Source organism: Cupriavidus sp. (assembly GCF_057315035.1).
Genome location: NZ_DBHKYV010000009.1, coordinates 63,028 through 83,383, shown reverse-complemented (window position 1 = coordinate 83,383; position 20,356 = coordinate 63,028). Strand labels below are relative to the sequence as shown.

Below are 20,356 nucleotides of genomic sequence, written 5' to 3'. Positions count from 1 at the left end.
ATTCAATACATAAAACATGGAGACAACCGAATTGAAAAAGCTCTTGATAGCCAATCGGGGGGAGATTGCGCTGCGCGTCATGCGCGCCGCACGCGATCTCGATATGGATACGGTCGCGGTCTATTCGCAGGATGACCAGGGTGCGTTGCACCGGATCATGGCCGACGAAGCGGTTGCCCTCGATGGCACCGGCCCCGCGGCGTATATCGACATCGCCGGCATCATCGCCGCCGCCAAAAGCAGCGGTTGCGATGCGGTGCATCCGGGCTATGGCTTTTTGAGCGAGCGCGCCGACTTTGCACAGGCGTGTCACGACGCCGGCATCCGCTTTATCGGGCCGGGCATCGAGCATCTGGCGCTGTTTGGCGACAAGGGCCGCGCGCTGGAACTGGCGATGCAGAACGATGTGCCCGTGATGCCAGCCACGCACGGTGGCGCGACGCTGGAAGAGATCGAGAGCTTCTTCGATGCGCAGGGCGGTGCAGGCGTGGTGATCAAGGCGGTGGGCGGCGGCGGTGGCCGTGGCATGCGCGTGGTGCGCCGACGCGAAGATCTTGCCGAAGCCTATGCACGCTGCCGCTCCGAGGCGGCTTCCGCGTTCGGCGTCGATGCACTTTATGCGGAGCGACTGGTGGTGCGGGCGCGTCATATCGAAGTGCAGATCGCCGGCGACGGTAAGCAGGTGATCGCGCTCGGCGAGCGTGATTGCACATTGCAGCGGCGCTTCCAGAAACTGGTGGAAATCGCGCCCAGCCCGGTGCTCAAGCCCCAGTTGCGCGAAGAGATCATCAAGGCCGCGCTGCGACTGGCGCGCCGTGTCAACTATCAAAGCCTGGGTACCTTCGAGTTCCTGGTGGAGGAAAGCGAAACGGGCGAGCAGAAGGGCTTCGTATTTATCGAAGCCAACCCGCGCCTGCAGGTCGAACACACGATTACCGAACAGGTGACTGGCGTCGACCTGGTGGCGCTGCAGATCGGCATTGCCGCGGGCCGCACTCTGGGCGATCTTGGCCTGGACCCTGCCGCACCGCCGCAGCCGAAGGGCTTTGCGATCCAGGTCCGTATCAATGCGGAAACCACCGACGCGCAGGGCCTGGCACGGCCCGCGCATGGCCGGCTGGAGCGCTTCGATCCGCCATCGGGCCCCGATGTTCGCGTGGACGCGCACGGCTATGCGGGCTACGAGCCGTCGCCCAACTTCGACACGCTGCTGGCCAAGCTGATCGTCAGCAGCGCCGCGCCAAAGTTCGATGCCGCGGTGCGCCGCCTGCAGCGAAGCCTTGCCGAGTTCCGCATCACCGGTGTGCCCACCAACCTGAACCTGCTGCGTGCCTTGGTCCAGCGTGACGACTTCCTGTCGCAGGACGTTCATACCCGCCACTTCGAGGCCATCCTGCCAGCGCTGACAGCATCGGCAGATGCCATTGCCGACGCGGCGCGCGCCCAACAGGCGCTGTTTGGTGGTGCGGCGCGTGCAGCTAGCGCGGCTACCGCACACACGCAGCGGCCGGCGCATGCCGAGGAGACCGTGGATCAGGGACTGATCGCGATTCGCGCGCCGCTGACCGGCCGCGTGGTCGAGATCGCGGTGCAGTTGAATGACGTGGTCAAGCCGGGGCAGACCGTTGCGGTTCTCGATGCCATGAAGATGGAGCATGCGATCGCGGCGGAGTGCGGTGGTCGTGTGGTCGACCTGCGGCTTGAAAAGGGCGCCATGGCGTCCGAGAACCAGATCCTGATCGTGCTTGAGGAAGCCGAGGCCGATGGCGTGGCTGTCGATGCGGCGCGCAAGGTCGATCCCCACGCGATCCGCGCAGACCTGCAGCGCGTGCTGGACCGCCACGCGTACCTCGATGACGCCAACCGTACCAGTGCGGTGGCCAAGCGTCACGCGCGTGGCCAGCGCACGGCCCGGGAAAACCTTGCCGACCTGTGCGACGCCGATACCTTCGTCGAATACGGCGCATTGGCGCTGGCGGCCCAGGCCTCGCGCCGCAGCCATCAGGACCTTGTGGCCAATACCCCGGCCGACGGCCTGATCACTGGCATTGGCAATGTCAACGGCGAACTGGTGGGCAAGGAGCGTGCGCGCAGCGCGGTCATGGCCTATGACGCCACCGTACTGGCGGGAACGCAGGGCAAGCGCAACCATATCAAGACCGACCGCATCGTCGAGGTGGCGCTGCGCGATGAACTGCCGCTGGTGCTGTTTGCGGAAGGCGGTGGCGGCCGACCTGGCGACGTGGACTATCCGTCGGTATCGGGCCTTTACCAGCCATCGTTTGCCGCCTTTGCCGAACTGAGTGGCAATGTGCCGGTGGTGGGCATCGTGTCGGGGCGCTGCTTTGCCGGCAATGCCGCGTTCCTGGGCTGCTGCGACGTGATCATTGCCGACAAGTCCACGAATATCGGCATGGCCGGACCCGCGATGATCGAAGGGGGCGGTCTTGGCGTCTTCAGTCCGGAGGAGGTCGGCCCGGCGTCCGTGCAGTTCGCGAACGGCGTCATCGATGTGCTCGTGGAGAACGAGGCGGAAGCGGTACGCGTGGCGCGCCACTATCTGTCGATGTTCCAGGGGCGCGTGGCGCAGTGGAGCGCGCCGGACCCGCTCGATCTGCGCCATGTAGTGCCCGAGAACCGACTGCGTGTGTACGACACGCGCAAGGCCATCGAAGGTATTGCGGACGTTGGCAGCGTGCTGATGCTGCGCAGCGGCTTTGGGGCGGGCGTGCATACCGCGCTGGCGCGTGTGGAAGGCCAGCCCGTGGGCATCATGGCCAACAACCCGTATCACCTGGGCGGCGCCATCGATGCCGATGCTGCCGACAAGGCGTCGCGCTTCATGCAGCTGTGCGACGCGCATGGCCTGCCGATCATCTCACTGATCGACACCCCGGGGTTCATGGTCGGCCCCGACGTCGAGGCGCGTGCGCAGGTGCGGCATGTCTCGCGCATGTTCCTGACGGCGGCCAAGCTCCGCGTGGCGCTGCTGGCGGTAACGCTGCGCAAGGGCTACGGCCTCGGGGCGATGGCCATGGCGGGCGGCGGTTTCCGCTCGGCAAGTTTCACCGTATCGTGGCCAACCGGTGAGTTTGGACCGATGGGACTCGAAGGCGCGGTCAGGCTTGGCTTCAAGAAGGAACTCGAGGCGGTGCCCGATGGTCCGGAGCGCCAGGCGCTGTTCGACAAGCTGGTGGCGCAGTCCTACGAGCGCGGGCATGCGATCAACACGGCGGCGGCGGTGGAGATCGACGCGGTGATCGACCCGGCCCAGACCCGCAAATGGATCGTCCAGGGCGTGGCTTCGGCCGAGCTGCGTGGCCGCCGCGAGCGTCGCGGTTTTGTCGACGCCTGGTAACGCATACCAGCCAGGAGACGACATGATCAACAATATTCCCGATCCGGCGCAGCTTGCGCTGGGTGGGTTGCGCGTGCTCGAAATCGGCACCGGGCCAGCGCTTGCCTATGCCGGCAAGCTGTTTGCCGATTTCGGTGCCGAGGTCATCAAGGTGGAAGGCCCGGAGGGCGATGCCTGGCGGCATATGCCGCCGCTGGTGGACATACCGGGCACCACGCGGCAGGAAAGCGCGCTATTTGCCTGGCTCAATACCAACAAGCACAGCGTGACGGCGGATGCGGGCGATATCGAGGAGCGCGCATGGCTGGCGCAACTGGCGCTAACCTGCGATGTGGTGCTCGATGCGCGTGCGTTGACGGAAGGCCCGGACGTATTGGCCACGCCGGTCTGGGCCGACACCAACTCCCCCGACCTCGGCAGCGGTCAACCGCGACACATTCCCATCGAGATAGGGCTGACGTGGTTCGGCGAGAGCGGGCCGTACAGCAGGTATGCGGGTGCCGAAGCCGTGTGCCGCGGCTTGGCCGGTGCCGTGCACGGCAGCGGGCCGGTCCAGGGGCCACCGCACATGCCGCACGATCTGCAAAGCGCGATCGTGTTCGGTCTGGGCGCTTTCTCCGCGGCGGTCGCTGCGCTGATTGGCCGTGGAGATGGCAGCCGCCGCTACGTACTGAGCGCGCACGAGTCGGTCTTCGGCGTGGTGGAGATGGAAGCCGGCATGGTGCAGGACAAGCGCCACCCGCTGCGACGCCTGGGTGTCAACCGGTTCTGCGGCACGCATCCGGCCGGCATCTACCAGACCGCGCAAGGCGCGATCGGCATCTTTACGCATACGCTGCCGCAATGGCAGGCGCTGTGCGAAGCGATCGACCGCCCCGATCTGGCTGACGACGCGCGCTACGCCAACGGGCCGGAGCGCATGTCGCGTGCCGATGAGATCGACGCATTGCTGATCCCGGCCTTCCTGAAGCGCACGGCCAGCGAGTGGTTCCAGATCCTTGGCGACCTCAAGCATCCGGCGGTGATCGTGCCGACCATGGAAGCGTTGCTGCAACAGGACGTGCATCGACAACGCGGCGCATTTGTTCCGGTGCAGATCGAAGGGGTCTCGTTCGAAGGCCCCGTGGTGCCACTGCGGCTCGATGCAGCGGGCCCGTTGCCGGGTGGCGCGGCACCGGCCAAGGGCGCCCACGATGGGCTGTATCGGCGCACCGGCCTTGAACATCGCCCGCGTACGCTGCCGAGCCGGGCGACCCTTGGCCACTTGCCGCTGCAGGGCATGCGCGTGGTGGACCTGACGATGGGTTGGGCAGGACCGCTTGCGTCGCGCACGTTGGCCGATTTTGGCGCCGAGATCATCAAGGTGGAGAGCACGGGCTATCCCGACTGGTGGCGCGGTGCCAATTTCACGGACGAGTTCTATCGTGACAGGTTGTACGAGAAGAACTCGAACTTCAACCTGATGAACCGCAACAAGCGCGGCATCACCCTGGACCTGACCCGTCCTGAAGGCAAGGCGCTGCTGCTGGATCTGGTGGCGCACGCGGATGCGGTCATCGAAAACTATTCCGCCGAGGTGTTACCCAAGCTTGGGCTCGACTATGCGGCGTTGCGCGCCCGTAATGAACGGCTGGTGATGGTATCGATGCCGGCCTTCGGGCTTGGCAATGCGTGGAGCAACACGCGCGCATACGGCGGCACCCTGGAACAGGCCAGCGGATTGCCGCTCTACACGGGTCATCCCGACGGCCCGCCAGCCATGACGTCGTATGCCTACGGCGATCCGGTGGGCGGGCTGAACGCCGGCGCGGCGATCCTGCTGGCGCTGTTTGCACAGCAAGCCACCGGAAAGGGCCGGCACGTCAACCTGTCGCAGGTGGAGGCCATGCTGCCGATGGCCGCACCGTTTATCGTGGATCAGTCGATCCACGGTAGCGTGCAGCCGCGCCAGGGCAATCGGCATCCGGTAAACGTCCCGCATGGCTGCTTCCGCTGCGCCGGAGACGATGCGTGGGTGGTATTGACCGTTACCGACGCACAGTGGCCTGCCTTGTGTAGCGCGATCGGGCGTGCAGACCTGGCTGCGGACACGCGACTTGCGCAGGCGGCTGGACGCGAGGCGGAAGCGGGACGCATCGAGGCGGCAATCAGCGCGTGGACCATCGGGCGCGATGCCGATCAGGCCATGCGTTGGCTGCAGGAGGCTGGTGTTGCCGCCGGTGTGGTCCGGCCAATGTGGCAGGTACTTGAGGACCCGCATCTGCAGGCGCGGGGCTTCTGGCAGCAGCTGGACCGCGCACACAGTGGCACTTACACGGCCAGCGCTGCGTGGTTCCGGGAAGGGGCGGAGCCGATGCCGATCCGCAACGCGGCGCCCACGCTGGGCGAACACACTGACGAGGTGTTGGCGCGTGTGCTGGGCCTGACGCCCGAACAGATCGCGGAACTCGAACGGCAAGGCATTACCGGCAAGGCCGCGCGGCCCAAACGCGCCAGGGTCACCGCCTGAACCGCACACATCGCGAACAGATAACTACATCGAGACAGAATATGGAGACAACGATGATCAGGATGATCGATAAGAAGCCAACGATGGCACGTCACTACGCCATGGCCATGGCATCGCTGCTGGTGCTGACCGGTGCCATGGCTAGCCCGGCTGCTGCGCAGACCGCAGGTTGGCCGAACAAGCCGATCCGGATGATCGTACCGTTCCCGGCGGGTTCATTTACCGACACCGTGGCGCGCGTGGTGTCGGAGCGCCTGACGAAATCGCTGGGGCAACCGGTGGTCGTGGAAAACAAGGCGGGCGCCAATGGGCTGATCGGCGCTGGCGAAGTCGCGCGGTCGGCGCCGGACGGCTATACGGTGATGGTGACCAATTCCAGCAGTGTCACGATCAATCCGCAGGTCTACAAGAAGGGCAGCTACAAGCCCAAGGATTTCACGCCGGTCACGCTGATCCTGGAAGCGCCGTTCATCCTGGTCACGAATCCCGAGTGGGCGCACAAGCATGCGGTCAATACGGTGCAGGACCTGTCGCGGTTCGCGGCGCAGCATCCGGGAAAGGTCAGCTACGGCTCGGCCGGGCCCGGCAATATCGCGCACCTGAGCTTTGCCATGCTCAATAACCGCGCAAAGATCGAGACCACGCATATTCCATACAAGTCCGCGGCGCAGGCGCAGATGGCCGTGATCAGCGGCGAGCTCGATACCGCGTTCGACACCTGGAGCGCGCTGCCGCAGATCAAGGCGGGCAAGCTGAAGCCGGTGGCCGTCAGCGGCGTGAAGCGCATGGCGCAGTTGCCCGATGTGCCGACCGTCGAGGAGGCTGGATACAAGCCATTCGATGCAACGTTCTGGATCGGCCTGCTGGCCCCGGCCGGTACGCCGCCGCAGATCGTGCAGAAGCTTCATGCGGCCACCCAGGGCATTCTCGAGGACGACAAGGCCAAGGCTGCGCTAAGCCAGCAGGGCGATGTCGTGATGATCGATCCGGCAACGTTCGCCAAGCGCGTCGCGAAGGAGACCGCCGATTGGGGCGCAGTGATCCAGCGCGAAGCCATCACGCTGGACTGAAAACGGGATTGATCGATTGGCAGTATGCTTGCCAGTTGCCACGTCCGCCGACGCCCCCGAACCGCGAGCCCCCATGTCAAGGATGTCCACGTTGCGCCCCGCATTGCCGATCCTGATCGGCGCCTCCGTCATGCTGTCGCTGGCCATGGGGCTGCGCCAGAGCCTTGGCATCTTCGTGCCGCCGCTGACGCGCGACATCGGGATCTCCATAGGAGATTTCACGATTGCCGTGGCGATCCAGAACCTGACCTGGGGCGTGCTGCAGCCGTTCGCGGGCGCGTTCGCGGTCCGGGTGGGCTTCCGGCCGCTGATGCTCGGTGGATCGCTGCTTTACCTGGTCGGGCTGGTCCTGCTGGCCACATCGCACGGCTTGTGGACGGTAGTGATCGGCGCGGGGCTGTTGATTGGAGCGGCAATGGCCACTACTGGCACCGCCATGTCGATGGCCGCGGCATCCGCCGCGGTGTCAGCGCAGGTGCGCAGCATGGTGCTAGGCGTGGTATCGGCATGTGGCTCGCTGGGCGCCATGCTCGCGGCGCCGCTGGGCCAGGTCATTACGCGCGAGTCGGGCTGGCGCATGGGTGTAGCGGCGTTCGTGGTGTTGGCATTGGTCATGTTGCCCGCAGCCTGGGCCGCAGGTCGCGTGGACCAGGTGCGCCCGCCGCCCGACCCACGACAGGCTGGACAGGCCGGCCAGAGCGGCTGGCATGCCCTGAAGGGCGCGCTGCGCCATCCGCCGTTCGTTGTGATGGCACTGGCGTATACGGTCTGCGGCATGCAACTGGTCTTCCTGACCACGCACCTGCCCGCATACCTCGATGTTTGCGGCATGGACCCGATGCTGGCGGCCCAGTCGCTGGGCCTGATCGGGGGCTTCAACGTACTGGGCAGCCTGTTCTTCGGTTGGGCCGGGGGCCGCGTCAACAAGCTGCTGCTGCTCGGCGGCATCTATGTTTCTCGCTCGCTGGGTTTTATCTGGTTCTTCCATACCTCGCCGACACCGGAAAGCACGATGGTGTTCGCGTCGGTCATGGGGTTCCTGTGGCTGGGTGTGTCACCGTTAGTCCAGGGCTGGATCGCGCAGACATTCGGTTTACGCTGGCAGGCAATGATCGCCGGCGTGGCCTTCTTCAGCCACCAGATCGGCAGCTTTGTCGGCGCCTTTGGCGGCGGCTGGCTCTACGATCTGATGCACGACTATTCGCTGGCATGGAAGATCGGCGCATCGCTGGGCCTGATCGTCGGGGCGGTCCAGATTACGTTTGCTTTGGCCAGCAGGGCGCAAGCGCCGCGGCTGGCTGGGTAGGCTGAGGCAGCCCGAAGTGGGCGGGGTCGCCTATTCGATTAGAATCTGTGAGCCTCCGTCTGGTAAAGCCTGACGCTTCGCCCCTGCCCAATGACACCCTCCCAGCTGCTCAGTAGTTCCCGCTTGCATTTCGACCTGACGACCGTGCAGCTATTCATAGCGGTGGCGGACCAGGGTAGTGTCACGCGCGGTGCCGAACGCCTTCATCTTGCCGCGGCCGCTGCGTCCAGGCGAATTCTCGAACTCGAAGCCCAGCTTGGCGTGACACTGTTCGAACGGCTGCCGCACGGCATGGCACTGACTGAGGCTGGCCGGGCACTGCTGGCCCACGCACGCAGCATTACCTACACGGTGCAGCGCATGCAGGATGACGCGGCATCGTTTATTGGTGGCGACCTCGGTGTGGTGCGGGTGGCTGCGCCGAAGTCGGCCGTAATCCAGTTCCTGCCGTTCGATATCCAGCGTTGCGCGGTGGCTTGTCCCGGTGTGCGCATCGATCTCCAGGAGATGAACAGTCTGGAGGTACAGCAGGCGCTGCGCCGTGGCACCGTGGATATCGGCATCTATGAAGGCAGCCTTGGCGTGGTGGAGTTGCCGACCGAGCCTTACCGGTCGGACCGGCTCGAGTTCGTGGTGGCGAGCGGACATCCACTATCTGGTCGCCAGCGAGTGACCCTGGGCGATGTGCTCGATTGCGACCTGATCGCATTGGGCGAGAGCTCGGCCATTTCGATCATGCTCGACCGGCTGGCTGAAGAGGCTGGGCGCGTACTGCGGATGCGCATGCGGGTGGGTGGCTTCGACAGTATCGCGGCGCTGGTGGCGCAGAACCTCGGAGCGGGGGTCATGCCGCAAGCGGTGGCGCGCGAGGTGGCGGGGGATAGCCGCTTTGTGCGGCTGGATATCGACGAGGCATGGGCGGAGCGGCAGTTCCTGCTGTGCCATCGGCATCCCGGTACGTTGTCGTCTGCCGCGCAGGGCGTCCTGGAGGTGCTTGCGCAAAATTCGAAACCAGAATCTCGGAAATAGCGATAGCCGGCGCCCGGCGCATTGCGCATCATGGACTCCATAACGACGACATGATGGAGACATGCAATGAAACGCAGGCAGTTCCTTTGCGCCGCCGTGGCGGGGCTGGCGGTACCCGGCGGCCTGCTCCATGCCGCGGATATGCCCGGGCCGGTGCGGATCGTGGTCGGGTTTGCCCCAGGGGGCGGCACCGACGTGCTGGCGCGCGTGATTGGCCAGAAGCTCGGGATGATGTGGAATACCAGCGTCGTGGTGGAGAACAAGCCGGGTGCCACCGGCGCCATCGCGGCCGCCTACGTGGCCAAGCAGCCGCCTGATGGCACGACGTTGCTGATGGCGCATGTCAACAGTCACGCTATCGCACCGGCACTGCTTGACGTCAAGTACGACCCGACTACCGACTTCACTCCGATCTCGATGGTTGGGGTAACCCCGAACATGCTGACCTGCCGGCCCGAGCAGAAGGTGCGCACGGTGGCCGAAATTGTCGAGCTTTGCCGCAAGAAGCCGGGGCAGGTGTCGTTTGGCTCTTCGGGAATCGGCTCGGCGCAGCATCTGGCGCTGGAACTGTTCCGGCTGCAGGCAAAGATCGACGTGGTGCACGTGCCGTACAAGGGGTCTGGTCCGCTCGTGGCCGACCTGCTTGGCGGGCAGATCGATTATGCGTTCGACACGATGACTGCCGCCACGCCGTTTATCCAGCAAGGCAAGGTCATCGCCATTGCGCAGACGCGCCTCAAGCGTGCGGCCAGCCATCCAAATGTGCCGACGCTGGCCGAGTCGGGTTTTCCCGGACTCGATGCCGCGTCATGGTACGGGCTGGTCGGGCCGAAGAACATGCCTCCGGCACTGGTACAGCGCATGAACCAGGACGTCAATCGCGCGCTGGCCATGCCGGACGTTGCGGAGCGTCTCAAGAGCTTCGGTGCCGAAGACTCCGGTGGCTCCAGTCAGCAGTTCGGCGCGTTCATTGCGTCGGAAGCGAGCAAATGGGGCAAGGTCGTGAAGCAGGCCGGCGTCAAGGCTGAAGCCTGATCCCGCCTCTGCCGCTTATCCCTGCCTTCCCATTCCCGACCGAACCTGGAACAACCAATGACGACTCCCAACGATACCCGCGATGCCCAGGATACCGGCGCCCAGACGCAAGAGCGTCCGCTGCCGCTGGCCGGCGTACGCGTACTCGACGTATGCCAGGTCATGGCCGGGCCTTATGCCTGCATGCTGCTGGCCGACCTTGGCGCCGACGTGATCAAGGTTGAACCGCCCGACGGCGGCGACCAGACGCGTGGTGCAATGGGGTTCAAGATGAAGGGCCCGGACAGCATGGGCTTCCTGAACATGAACCGCAACAAGCGCAGTGTCACGTTGGACCTCAAGACCGAAGCCGGCCGGCAGGTGCTATATCGCCTAGCCGAATCGGCCGACATCCTGGTCGAGAACTACCGGCCGGGCGTCATGAAGCGGCTTGGCATCGACTACGACACGCTGGCCAAGCTCAATCCGAAGCTGGTCTATGTCAGCATCTCGGGCTTTGGCCAGACCGGGCCGTGGGCCAAGCGGCCCGGCTTCGACCTGATGGCGCAGGCCATGTCCGGCGTGATGAGCGTGACCGGCTATCCCGGCGGCGCGCCCGTCAAATCGGGCGTACCCGTGGCCGATATCGGCTGCGCGCTGTTTGCCACCTACGGCATGCTGGCCGCCTATATCGGCGCCAAGGAGACCGGCAAGGGCCAGTACATCGATGCGTCGCTGTTCGATTCCGCGCTGGCGTTCTCGGTGTGGGACAGCTCGGAATACTGGGGCACGGGCCGCGAACCCGAGCCGCTTGGCACGGCCAACCGCATGAGCGCACCGTATCAGGCGATGAAGTCCGCCGACGGCTACTTCGTGATGGGCGCGACCAACCAGAAGCTGTGGCAACTGCTTTGCAATACGCTGGAACGGCAGGACCTGCTGGCCGACGAGCGCTTTGCCACCGTTGCGCTGCGGCTGGCCCACCGGCATGAACTGGTGGCGGAGCTTGAACGCACCTTTACCGAAAAGTCCAGCGACTACTGGATCGAATCGCTGCTCGAAGTGGGAATTCCCGCCGGGCCGATCCTGACCTATCCGCAGGCCTTCGACAGCGAGCACGGCAAGCACCGCCAGATGCGCATCGAGATCGACCATCCGATCGAAGGCAAGGTCCCGAATATCGGCTTTGCCGTCAAGATGGGCGGCACGCCACAACAGGTACGCCGGGCGCCACCGCTGCTGGGCCAGCATACTGACGAGGTACTGGCCGAGCTTGGTATCGCGCTTGATGAAAAGGAGGCGCTGGCCGCAGCCGGCGCGTTCGGCGCATGAGCGGCGACCTGCCACCGGAGGCCGGCCAGGTCTCGCTTTCCATCCAGGGCCAGGTAGCCACGCTGACCTTCGACCGTCCCGCTGCGCGCAACGCGATGACGTGGGCGATGTATGAACAATTGGCAACGCACTGCCGCAACCTCGCGAGCGATGGCGGCGCGGGTATCCGTGTGGTTGTGATGCGCGGCGCCGGCGGCGAAGCGTTCGTGGCCGGCACCGATATCGCCCAGTTTCGCCAGTTCACGAGCGGCGACGACGGCGTGGCCTACGAGGCGCGGATCGACGAAGGCGTCAGTCTGGTTGAAAAGCTGCCGATGCCCACCATCGCAGTGATCGACGGATGGTGCGTGGGCGGAGGACTGGCGATTGCCACTGCCTGTGACTTCCGCATGGCCACACCCAATGCGCGCTTCGGCGTGCCGATTGCACGCACGCTCGGCAATACGCTGTCGGCATTGAACCTTGCCAGGCTACGCGCGGCGTGGGGTTTGCAGCCGGTACGCCGCATGCTGCTGCTGGCGCAGATATTGGGCGCCGACGCAGCGCTTGCCTGCGGCTTCCTCGAAGGCATTTACGACGCGGAGCAACTCGACGAGGCTGTCATCGCGCTGGGCGACAAGCTCGCAGCACTGGCGCCAGTGACACAGACAGTCGTCAAGGAAGCGCTGCGACGCCAGACCGTGGTCGCCGTGGCCGATACAGACGATTTGGTGCGTGTGTGCTACGGCAGCAACGATTTCCACGAAGGGGTGGAAGCGTTCGTTGAGCGGCGGCCGCCGGTCTGGAAGGGGGATTAGGGAGTAGGGCGGGGTGGTCGATGCCTCGTTGCGGCCACGGTCATCTGAGTCAGAGCCATCGGCTAAAGGGCCCCCGAAGTGGGTTTGCGGCTTTTCCAGCGCACGCGCTGCGGCAGTTGCTCATTCATCAGGGTTAGCCCAATGTCGTCGGCGGTCGTGTCGAGCATGCCGGTGATTTTATTCAACTCACCCAGGACGAAGAAGGCCTGCGCGATGGTGCCAATAGGGATGCGAGGGTCGCCTTTCTCCAGCCTGCGCAGTGTGGCTACCGATGTCTGGATGCGTTCAGCCATGGACTCTTGGGTGAGCATCCGCCGGCGGCGAGCCAGCGACAGGTCGTGACCGAGCTTTACCAGCGCACGAGTCACCGGGGTCGGCAGGGTCACGGCACTCTTAGCGCTCATATATGAGCGTTTAACGAGGTTAGAGCGTTCCATGTGAGCGGTTACGGAATCTGAGGCTCAAGGCCCCATCTTTAAGTCCGAAAGAGCATGCGTCAACCGCCAAAGCTTTAATGCCGCTCACAGCCAAAACGATAAACTCTAATGAGCCGCCGCAGCCGCCCCCGACACCGCACCACGCGCCGGTTTGGTCAGCCAGATCAGTGGAATGATGGCGACGAAGATGACGGCAGAGATCCAGAAGATGTCGTTCAGGCCGAGCATGATTGCCTGGGTGTTGAGCTGCTTTTCAAAGTAGGCCGTCGCCTGGCCATACGACAGGTGCATGGTGTTCTGGATCGACGCAAGCGCTGCGTTGTAGACCGGGTTGTTGGGACTCGCCTGTTCAACCAGCCGGGCATGGTGCAGTACCGCGCGGTCGTTCCAGACGGTGGTTGCCAGAGAGGTTCCCACTGCGCCGCAGAAGATGCGCACGAAGTTTGACAGGCCGGCCGCAGCCGGAATCTTCTCGGGCGGCAGGCCGGATAGGATGATTGCCGTCAACGGGACGAAGAACAGCGCGGTGGGAATGCCTTGCAGCAGCGTGGGCAAGATCAGCGTGAAGGTGTCGACGCCCGTGGTGTAGTGAGAGCGCATGACAAACACTGCGGCAAAGCCCACGAAAGACAGCGTGGCCAGCACCCGCAGCTCGGCCTTGGGCATCAGTTTGCCAAGTACCGGGGCGAGCAGTACCGCGAAGATGCCCAATGGCGCGGTAGCCAGGCCGGCATTGACGGCCGGATACGCGAGGTATTGCTGCATCCATTGCGGCAGCACCACCAGGTTCGCGAAGAACACCGCGAAGGCAACCGAGATGGCGATGGTGCCGGCCAGGAAGTTGCGGCCCTTGAACAGTCGCAGGTCCACGATCGGATTGGCCTCGGTCAGTTCCCAGATCACAAAGAACACGAAGCCGAGCAGGGCGACAATGGCCAGGCCAATGATCACTGGCGAGGCAAACCAGTCGAGATCCTTGCCCTTGTCCAGCATGATCTGCAGCGCTGCTACCCAGGTGACCAGGGCTGCCAGTCCAACCAGGTCGATCGGCTGCGTGCGGGTTTGCGTGTCGCGATCGCGGTAGATCGCCCAAGTGACGGCCGCCGCGAACAGACCGACCGGGACGTTGATATAGAAGATCCATGACCACGAATAGCTGTCGGTCATCCATCCTCCCAATGCCGGTCCCGCAATCGGTCCCACCGTGGCCGTCATGGCCCACAACGCGAGCGCATGACCACTCTTTTCCTTCGGGTACGAGCCGAGCAGGATTGCTTGCGAGAGCGGGATCATCGGACCTGCCACGAAGCCCTGAAGGATTCGTGCCGCCAGAAGGGTGGTGAGGTTCGGTGCGATGCCGCAGAGCCACGATGACAGCACGAACAACAGGATCGACCCGACGAACAGCCGGATCTGCCCCACGCGTTGGGTGAGCCATCCGGTCAGCGGAATGGCCACCGCGTTGGCTGCGGCGAACAGCGTGATGACCCAGGTGCCCTCGTCAACGGAAACGCCGAGGTTGCCCGAGATGGTCGGGATGGCAACGTTGGCGATGGACGAGTCCAGCACATTCATGAATGTGGCGAGTCCCACGGCCAGGCTGCCCATTACCAGCTTGCCACCGGTCAGCGGGGGTGGCGACTGGCTTGTGATCGGATTTGGCATGATGCGCTCCGTTGGCGTTCGATGATGCGGCTTCAGGAGGCCTTGGCAGCTGGCCGTACCGTTCCGGACCGCTCGCTTCGCGCGGCCACGTTGCCATTGCTGCCGCCGCCATTGCTGTTGCTGTTGCTGTTGCTGTTGCGGGCGATGATCCGCTCGATTTCGCTGTCGGCTTCGGCACCATGCCGGTCAAACACATCGGTGCGGTAGGTGGTGCGAGCCGGTGTGGCGGTGACCCTGGCCGGATCGAGTTCGCCGCCGCGCTCCCTGGTGTCGATATCGACCTGCATCGACAGGCCAATCTGCAGCGGATGCGTGCGCAGTTCCGCCGGATCGAGCGCGATGCGTACCGGCAGTCGCTGGACCACCTTGATCCAGTTACCGGTCGCGTTTTGCGCCGGCAGCGCAGCGAACGCACTGCCGGTACCAGCCGAGAAACCAACGACCTTGCCGTGATAGGTGATCTTGCTGCCGTACAGATCGGCGTGGAGCTCGACTGGCTGGCCAATGCGGATGTGCTTGAGCTGGACTTCCTTGAAGTTGGCGTCTACCCAGACACCATCGAGTGGCACGATGGCCATCAGCGGGTTGCCGGGCGCAACGCGCTGGCCGACTTGCACCGAGCGGCGCGCGACATAGCCGGTCACCGGGGCTGGCAAGGTATTGCGCGCATTGGCGAGATAGGCGTCGCGCACGCGCGTGGCGGCAGCCTGCACGCCGGGATGATCGGCAACGCTCGCCTGATCGGTCAACGCATGGTTTGAGGCGAGCTGTTGTCTTGCAGTCTCCAGCGCAGCTTCCGCGGCCTTTACCGAGTCCCGTGCGTGCGCGATGTCCTCCGCGGCTACCGCGCCGCTTTCCGAGACTTCCGTCCGGCGACGCAGGTCATCGCGTGCCCGGGAAACATCTACCTGGCGCTGCTGGACGGTGGCTGCCAGTGTGTTGTTGTTGACGTACAGCGCGCTTACCTGGCGCACGGTCTGGCCGAGCGCCGCTTCTGCATTGGCCAGTGCAATGCGCGCATCTGCGGGATCGAGCGTCACCACCGCGTCGCCAGCGTTCACAAGCTGTGTGTCGTCGGCATTCACGGCAACGACCGTGCCGCTTACCTGTGGCGTGAGCTGTACCAGGTTGCCGTTCACGTAGGCGTCATCGGTATCTTCGTGAAAGCGCGCCACACTGTAGTAGTACGCGCCATAGCCGGCGGCTGCCAGCAACGTGCCCAGTCCCAGCAGGGCAAGCAGGCGCTTGCGGGTATTGGGCGCAGCGGCGGCGGTCTTGGGGTTGTCTGTCGGGTTCGGGTTCGGATTGGTCGCGGTCATCATGTCACCTCTATCGATTGCGTTGCCGGATCTGCGAATTGGCGGATCAGCGGATCATTGGGTCGTATCCGCGCTTTGCCGGGCGTCGGCGGTGTAGCCACCGCCGAGCGCGGCTGCCAGTGCGATCTGGCGATCCCGGCGCTGCATCTGGAGCGTGGTCACGGTCTGGCTGCTGGACAAAGCCGTGGTCTGTGCATTCAGGACCGTCAATTGCGTGGTCAGTCCCGCGCGGTATTGCGCCAGCGCCAGTTTCAAGGCGCGTTGGGCGGCATCGTCGGTGCGCACCGCATTGACGAGTTGGGCATCCACGGCGCGAATATCCGAAAGCTGCGTGGCGACATCGGTCAGGGCCTGGATCAACGTGTCGTTGTAGTTGGCCACCGCAAAATCGAAATCGGCATAGCGCCCCTTCAGTTGCGCGCGCAGTGCGCCGCCATCAAAGATCGGCAGATGGATGGCCGGTCCGGCGGAGGCGGTACGACTTGCCGCGCGCAAGAAACGTCCCCAACCGAAGGCGTCGAGGCCAATCGCGGCGCTCAGGTTGATGTCCGGATAGAACTCGGCCTTGGCTACCTTGATATCGTGCGTGGTGGCTTCGACGCGCCAGCGTGCTGCCACGATGTCCGGGCGACGCGCGACGAGATCGGCCGGGAGGTTATCGGGCAAGCGCACTTCCTGCGCGCCACCAGGTACCGGCCTGGCGATGGCCAGCCCGCGATCCGGGCCTTGGCCAAGCAGGGCACCAAGCTGGTATCGCGTGCGCTGGATATTCCCTTCAAGCGCCGAGACAGAAACCTGGGCCGCCGCAAGATTGGCTTCGGCCGTTTGTTGTTCGACTTCGGTTTCCAGTCCCATGCGGACCCGACCGCGCGTGATGCGCAGCACCTCGCCGCGTTGCGTGACTTCGTTGCGCGCAATATCGAGCAGGGCGTACAAGCGACCGAGCTCGTTGTAGCTGCGGGCAATCGCCTGGCTCAAGGTCAGCTTTACCTGCTCGGAATCGGCCTGTGTCACATGGACCATCGAGATGGCGGAGCGCAGTGCTTCGCGATTCTTGCCCCACAGGTCCAGTTCGTACGAGGCACTGACGATGGCCTTGTTCTCCGATTGCCACGACCCGGCGAACGGGGGCGGCACGAACGTGCTTTCGGTCAGGCGCTGACGCGTCCAGGAATATCCCGCGCCGACCTGCGGCAGGGTATTGGCATTGGCGGTCTCGCTGAAGGCCACCGCGGCTGCGATACGGGCGCGGGCCTTGTCGATCGACGGACTTCCTTGCAACGCTTCGTCGAGCAGCGTCTTCAGTTGCGCATCGCCAAACTGCCACGCCCAGTCCGCGGCGGGCCACTGACCGCCCTCCGAGGGCAGGCTCTGGGTGGTGGCGATTTGCGCCGGCTCCGACATCGTCTTGTCGCTATGAATGCCCGCATAGTTGGCGCATCCCGCCAGGACGGCGACCACTGCCGCCGAGAGAGCGGACGCCCCGGCACGTCGTGCCGTCAAAGTTAGTTGCCCTGCCATTATCTGACCTATCAGCTAAGTCTGCAAAAAAGTGCCTTAAGAAGCAATGAACCGGGCTGTCGCCCCGTTGCACCTACTCTTGGTCAGACAATAGCTGACGGGTCAGATATTAGCAAGGCGCGCGTGGATGGATTTTCTCTATCGGCGGGATAGCGTTCTTTGCTACCGAACCTGCAGCCGGTCAAGGCGCAGACGATGGCGAGCGTCGGTAAGGCGCCATAGACCCAGCCACGCAGCCAGTACCACCGCCAGTATGCTGCCGCCGGAAAGCAGGAACATGAGCAGGATCTGATAGCGCGCCGCCTCGATCGGATCCATGCCGGCCAGTATCTGCCCGGTCATGATGCCCGGGAGCGTGATGATGCCCGCTGCCGACATGGTGTTGATGGTGGGCAGGATTCCGCTGCGCACTGCCTGGCGAAGAATCGGCCGAAATGCGGTGTGGCGGTCCGCACCCAGCGCCAGTCGCGCATCGATTGCCTGGCGCTGGTACCAGGCCGCATTGAACACGGTCTGCAGGGTCAGGCTGGCGGCATTCATGGCGTTGCCAAGAATGATGCCGGCCAACGGAATCGCGTGGCGCGCGTCATACCATGGGGAAGGGCGCAACGCGGTGACCAGTGCCAATACCGTGATGACGATGGTCGGCACGCTTACCGTGGCCAGTCCTACCACAAACTGCCAGCGACCATCGAGGCGCCGCTCTTGACGGCTGCCTGCCTCGCGTGCGGCCGCGAATATCATCGCGACCACCAGCCCGAGCGTGAGCCACGGCGATGCAATCGCGAAGACCGCGCGCAGGATCAACCCCACCAGCAGTAACTGTATGACCATGCGGAGCGCCGCAATCAGCAGCGTGCGATGGACTCCCAACGACATCGCCAGCGATAGTCCCGCGCCAGCCACAATCAGCAGGCTGGCCAGCACGAGGTCACTGGTGGTAAGCAGGATCGGATTCATGCGCTGACCACTTCGAGGCCCGTTGCGGAGAGCCGGACATGCGTGTCGCGCAGGCGCGCAGACTGTTCGGCGTTATGCGTGACCACCAGCAGGCCCATGCCATCGGCCATCAGGTCTTTCAGCAATGCTTCCACCGCGAGGGTCGAGTCAGGATCAAGTCCCGATGTCGGTTCATCGAGGAGCAGGAAGCGTGGACGAAGAACCATGGCACGCAACAAGGCCAGCCGCTGACGCTCGCCCGTGGAAAGATGGCTGACATGGGCGTCGAGGATGCCGTCGCGCAGCAGCAGCTTGCGCAGCAGCGGCTCCATCGCGCCGCAGGCTTGGTCGCGGGCTTCAAAATGGCTGCGCACGTCGTCGGCCCACCAGCCTGATTCGGCCGCCACGTACACCACCTCGCGGCGCCACGCGGGCCCGCTCAGCGCGTCTCGCGAGGTATTTCCGATCCGGACCTCGCCCGAGTTCGGAATCAGGTCCGCAATCATGCGCAATACCAGGCTTTTACCAGTGCCCGAAGCGCCCGACAGGACCGTGCATTGACCTGCAGGCACATCGAAGCCGATCGGCCCTCGACCATGGCCAATCAGTTGGCGAATATGGAGGTGGCCATCCATTGGGGCGCGTGAGGTAGTGGGAATGCCGCCAAGGATACCGTCGATGCCTTAAGCACGGATTAGCTGCAAGCGGGCAACATGATTTTCGACGGGATCGACGTTGCATTGGATGTCTGCGCAATCGTGCGCTCGCCGGTCAAGTTGTCCATGACAGAAATGTAATTTGACCACCTGAACAAGAATCAATATCGTTTTCGACTGTCCGGAATCCAATAGCCGGGCAGTCCAAGTGCCCCGGATGCAAATGGCTGCCCAACAACATACCTGGGAGCCATCCGCGTGAAGACCACCATCATCCGTACTTTGCCGCTGCGTGCCGTAGCGCTAGCCTTGCTAACGTTGCCGCTGGCGGCCACGGCACAGGAAAAGGTACTGAATCTCTATACTGCGCGGCACTACCAGACGGACGAGGCGCTGTACGCCAACTTCACCAAGCAGACTGGCATCAAGATCAACCGCATCGAAGGCCAGGAAGATCCGCTGCTGGAACGCATTCGAAATGAAGGGGCGAACAGCCCGGCTGATGTGTTCATCACCGTCGATATTGGTCGGCTGTGGCGTGCTCAACAGGCTGGTGTTTTCGCGCCGGTCAAATCGAAATTGCTGGAATCGCGCATTCCGGCCAACTACCGCGACGGGAATGGCGAATGGTTCGGCTTCTCGGCGCGTGGGCGCGTAATCGCGTACAACAAGGCCGCGGTCAAAGCCGGCGACATCGCCATGTACGAGGACCTTGCCGACCCAAAGTGGAAGGGCAAAGTGTGTACGCGTTCCAGTGGCCACGTGTACAACCTGTCGCTTGTGTCCAGCCTCATAGCGCACGACGGCGAAGCTCGTACCGAACAGTGGGCGCGAGGCGTGGCCGCGAATCTGGCGCGGGTACCCAAAGGCGGCGACACCGATCAGCTCAAAGCAGTGGCCGCAGGCGAATGCGACGTGGCAATTTCCAACACGTATTACATCGCGCGCATGCTGAAATCCACCAAGCCAGAGGACAAAGCGGTGATCGACAAACTGGGCGTGGTGTGGCCAAACCAGAAAACCCAGGGTGTACATATGAACATCTCGGGTGGCGGCGTGCTGAAGCACGCCCCGAACAAGGAGGCGGCAGTCAAGTTTCTCGAGTACCTGGCCAGCGACGATGCCCAACGCTACTTTGCTGACGGCAACAACGAGTGGCCGGTGGTTCAGAGCGTGAAGGTAAGCAATCCAGCGCTTGATGCATTGGGCGAGTTCAAGGCTGATAGTATCAACGTCGCCGAACTGGGTAAGTACCAACCGCAGGCCCAGAAACTTCTGGACCGCGCAGGCTTCAAGTAAGTCGTTGTTTGAGCCGGTCATTCCTGCGCAAGGATGGCCGGCCATATTCGCAACACGCCTGGCGAGCGCAGAGCCAGGAAACGGCTCGGCTCGGCGTCAAGGTAG

15 protein-coding genes are annotated in these 20,356 nt (G+C 64.0%); 9 read left to right on the top strand and 6 right to left on the bottom strand.

Going from position 1 to position 20,356, the window contains the following annotated elements; genetic code table 11:
• Nucleotides 1-31: 31 nt before the first annotated feature.
• From ACO550_RS14335 to ACO550_RS14300, 8 genes are all read left to right on the top strand, one after another.
• Complete coding sequence (locus tag ACO550_RS14335) at nucleotides 32-3,358, top strand: acetyl-CoA carboxylase family protein (protein ID WP_315593125.1); 3,327 nt, start codon at nucleotides 32-34, stop codon at nucleotides 3,356-3,358.
• Between the two features lie 22 nt (nucleotides 3,359-3,380).
• The gene (locus ACO550_RS14330) at nucleotides 3,381-5,867 is read left to right on the top strand and encodes a CoA transferase (protein ID WP_315593126.1); all 2,487 of its coding nucleotides are present in this window, start codon (nucleotides 3,381-3,383) and stop codon (nucleotides 5,865-5,867) included.
• A gap of 53 nt (nucleotides 5,868-5,920) precedes the next feature.
• A complete protein-coding gene (locus ACO550_RS14325; RefSeq protein WP_485994883.1) occupies nucleotides 5,921-6,937 on the top strand; it encodes a Bug family tripartite tricarboxylate transporter substrate binding protein in 1,017 nt (338 codons plus the stop codon).
• Nucleotides 6,938-7,010: 73 nt separating this feature from the next.
• Nucleotides 7,011-8,243, top strand: coding sequence for an MFS transporter (locus ACO550_RS14320; RefSeq protein ID WP_315593127.1), 1,233 nt, complete (start codon nucleotides 7,011-7,013; stop codon nucleotides 8,241-8,243).
• Between the two features lie 123 nt (nucleotides 8,244-8,366).
• Nucleotides 8,367-9,272, top strand: a complete 906-nt coding sequence (locus ACO550_RS14315) for a LysR family transcriptional regulator (protein ID WP_315593128.1) — start codon at nucleotides 8,367-8,369, stop codon at nucleotides 9,270-9,272.
• A 66-nt stretch (nucleotides 9,273-9,338) separates the two neighbouring features.
• Nucleotides 9,339-10,307 carry a tripartite tricarboxylate transporter substrate-binding protein gene (locus ACO550_RS14310; protein WP_315593129.1) on the top strand — a complete coding sequence of 323 codons (969 nt, stop codon included), beginning with the start codon at nucleotides 9,339-9,341 and terminating at the stop codon, nucleotides 10,305-10,307.
• Between the two features lie 57 nt (nucleotides 10,308-10,364).
• Complete coding sequence (locus tag ACO550_RS14305) at nucleotides 10,365-11,618, top strand: CoA transferase (protein ID WP_315593130.1); 1,254 nt, start codon at nucleotides 10,365-10,367, stop codon at nucleotides 11,616-11,618.
• Nucleotides 11,615-12,415 carry an enoyl-CoA hydratase gene (locus ACO550_RS14300; protein ID WP_315593131.1) on the top strand — a complete coding sequence of 267 codons (801 nt, stop codon included), beginning with the start codon at nucleotides 11,615-11,617 and terminating at the stop codon, nucleotides 12,413-12,415. Before ACO550_RS14305 ends, ACO550_RS14300 begins: the two co-directional genes overlap by 4 nt.
• A gap of 62 nt (nucleotides 12,416-12,477) precedes the next feature.
• On the opposite strand, the gene ACO550_RS14295 is transcribed toward ACO550_RS14300, so the two are convergent.
• From ACO550_RS14295 to ACO550_RS14270, 6 genes are all read right to left on the bottom strand, one after another.
• Nucleotides 12,478-12,801: a helix-turn-helix transcriptional regulator gene (locus ACO550_RS14295; RefSeq protein WP_315593132.1), complete on the bottom strand. Its 324-nt coding sequence runs from the start codon at nucleotides 12,799-12,801 to the stop codon at nucleotides 12,478-12,480.
• 156 nt (nucleotides 12,802-12,957) lie between these two features.
• Complete coding sequence (locus ACO550_RS14290) at nucleotides 12,958-14,517, bottom strand: DHA2 family efflux MFS transporter permease subunit (RefSeq protein WP_315593133.1); 1,560 nt, start codon at nucleotides 14,515-14,517, stop codon at nucleotides 12,958-12,960.
• A gap of 32 nt (nucleotides 14,518-14,549) precedes the next feature.
• Nucleotides 14,550-15,839 (bottom strand): HlyD family secretion protein, encoded by a 1,290-nt coding sequence (locus ACO550_RS14285; RefSeq protein ID WP_315593134.1) that lies wholly within the window; start codon nucleotides 15,837-15,839, stop codon nucleotides 14,550-14,552.
• A 51-nt stretch (nucleotides 15,840-15,890) separates the two neighbouring features.
• Nucleotides 15,891-17,357, bottom strand: a complete 1,467-nt coding sequence (locus ACO550_RS14280) for an efflux transporter outer membrane subunit (protein ID WP_485994882.1) — start codon at nucleotides 17,355-17,357, stop codon at nucleotides 15,891-15,893.
• Between the two features lie 162 nt (nucleotides 17,358-17,519).
• Nucleotides 17,520-18,317, bottom strand: a complete 798-nt coding sequence (locus tag ACO550_RS14275; protein WP_315593136.1) for an ABC transporter permease — start codon at nucleotides 18,315-18,317, stop codon at nucleotides 17,520-17,522.
• Nucleotides 18,314-18,931, bottom strand: coding sequence for an ABC transporter ATP-binding protein (locus tag ACO550_RS14270; protein ID WP_315593137.1), 618 nt, complete (start codon nucleotides 18,929-18,931; stop codon nucleotides 18,314-18,316). The genes ACO550_RS14275 and ACO550_RS14270 overlap by 4 nt, the downstream gene beginning before the upstream one ends.
• 279 nt (nucleotides 18,932-19,210) lie before the next feature.
• Between ACO550_RS14270 and ACO550_RS14265 the strand changes: the two genes are divergently transcribed.
• Complete coding sequence (locus ACO550_RS14265) at nucleotides 19,211-20,251, top strand: extracellular solute-binding protein (protein WP_315593138.1); 1,041 nt, start codon at nucleotides 19,211-19,213, stop codon at nucleotides 20,249-20,251.
• The last annotated feature ends 105 nt before the right edge of the window (nucleotides 20,252-20,356 follow it).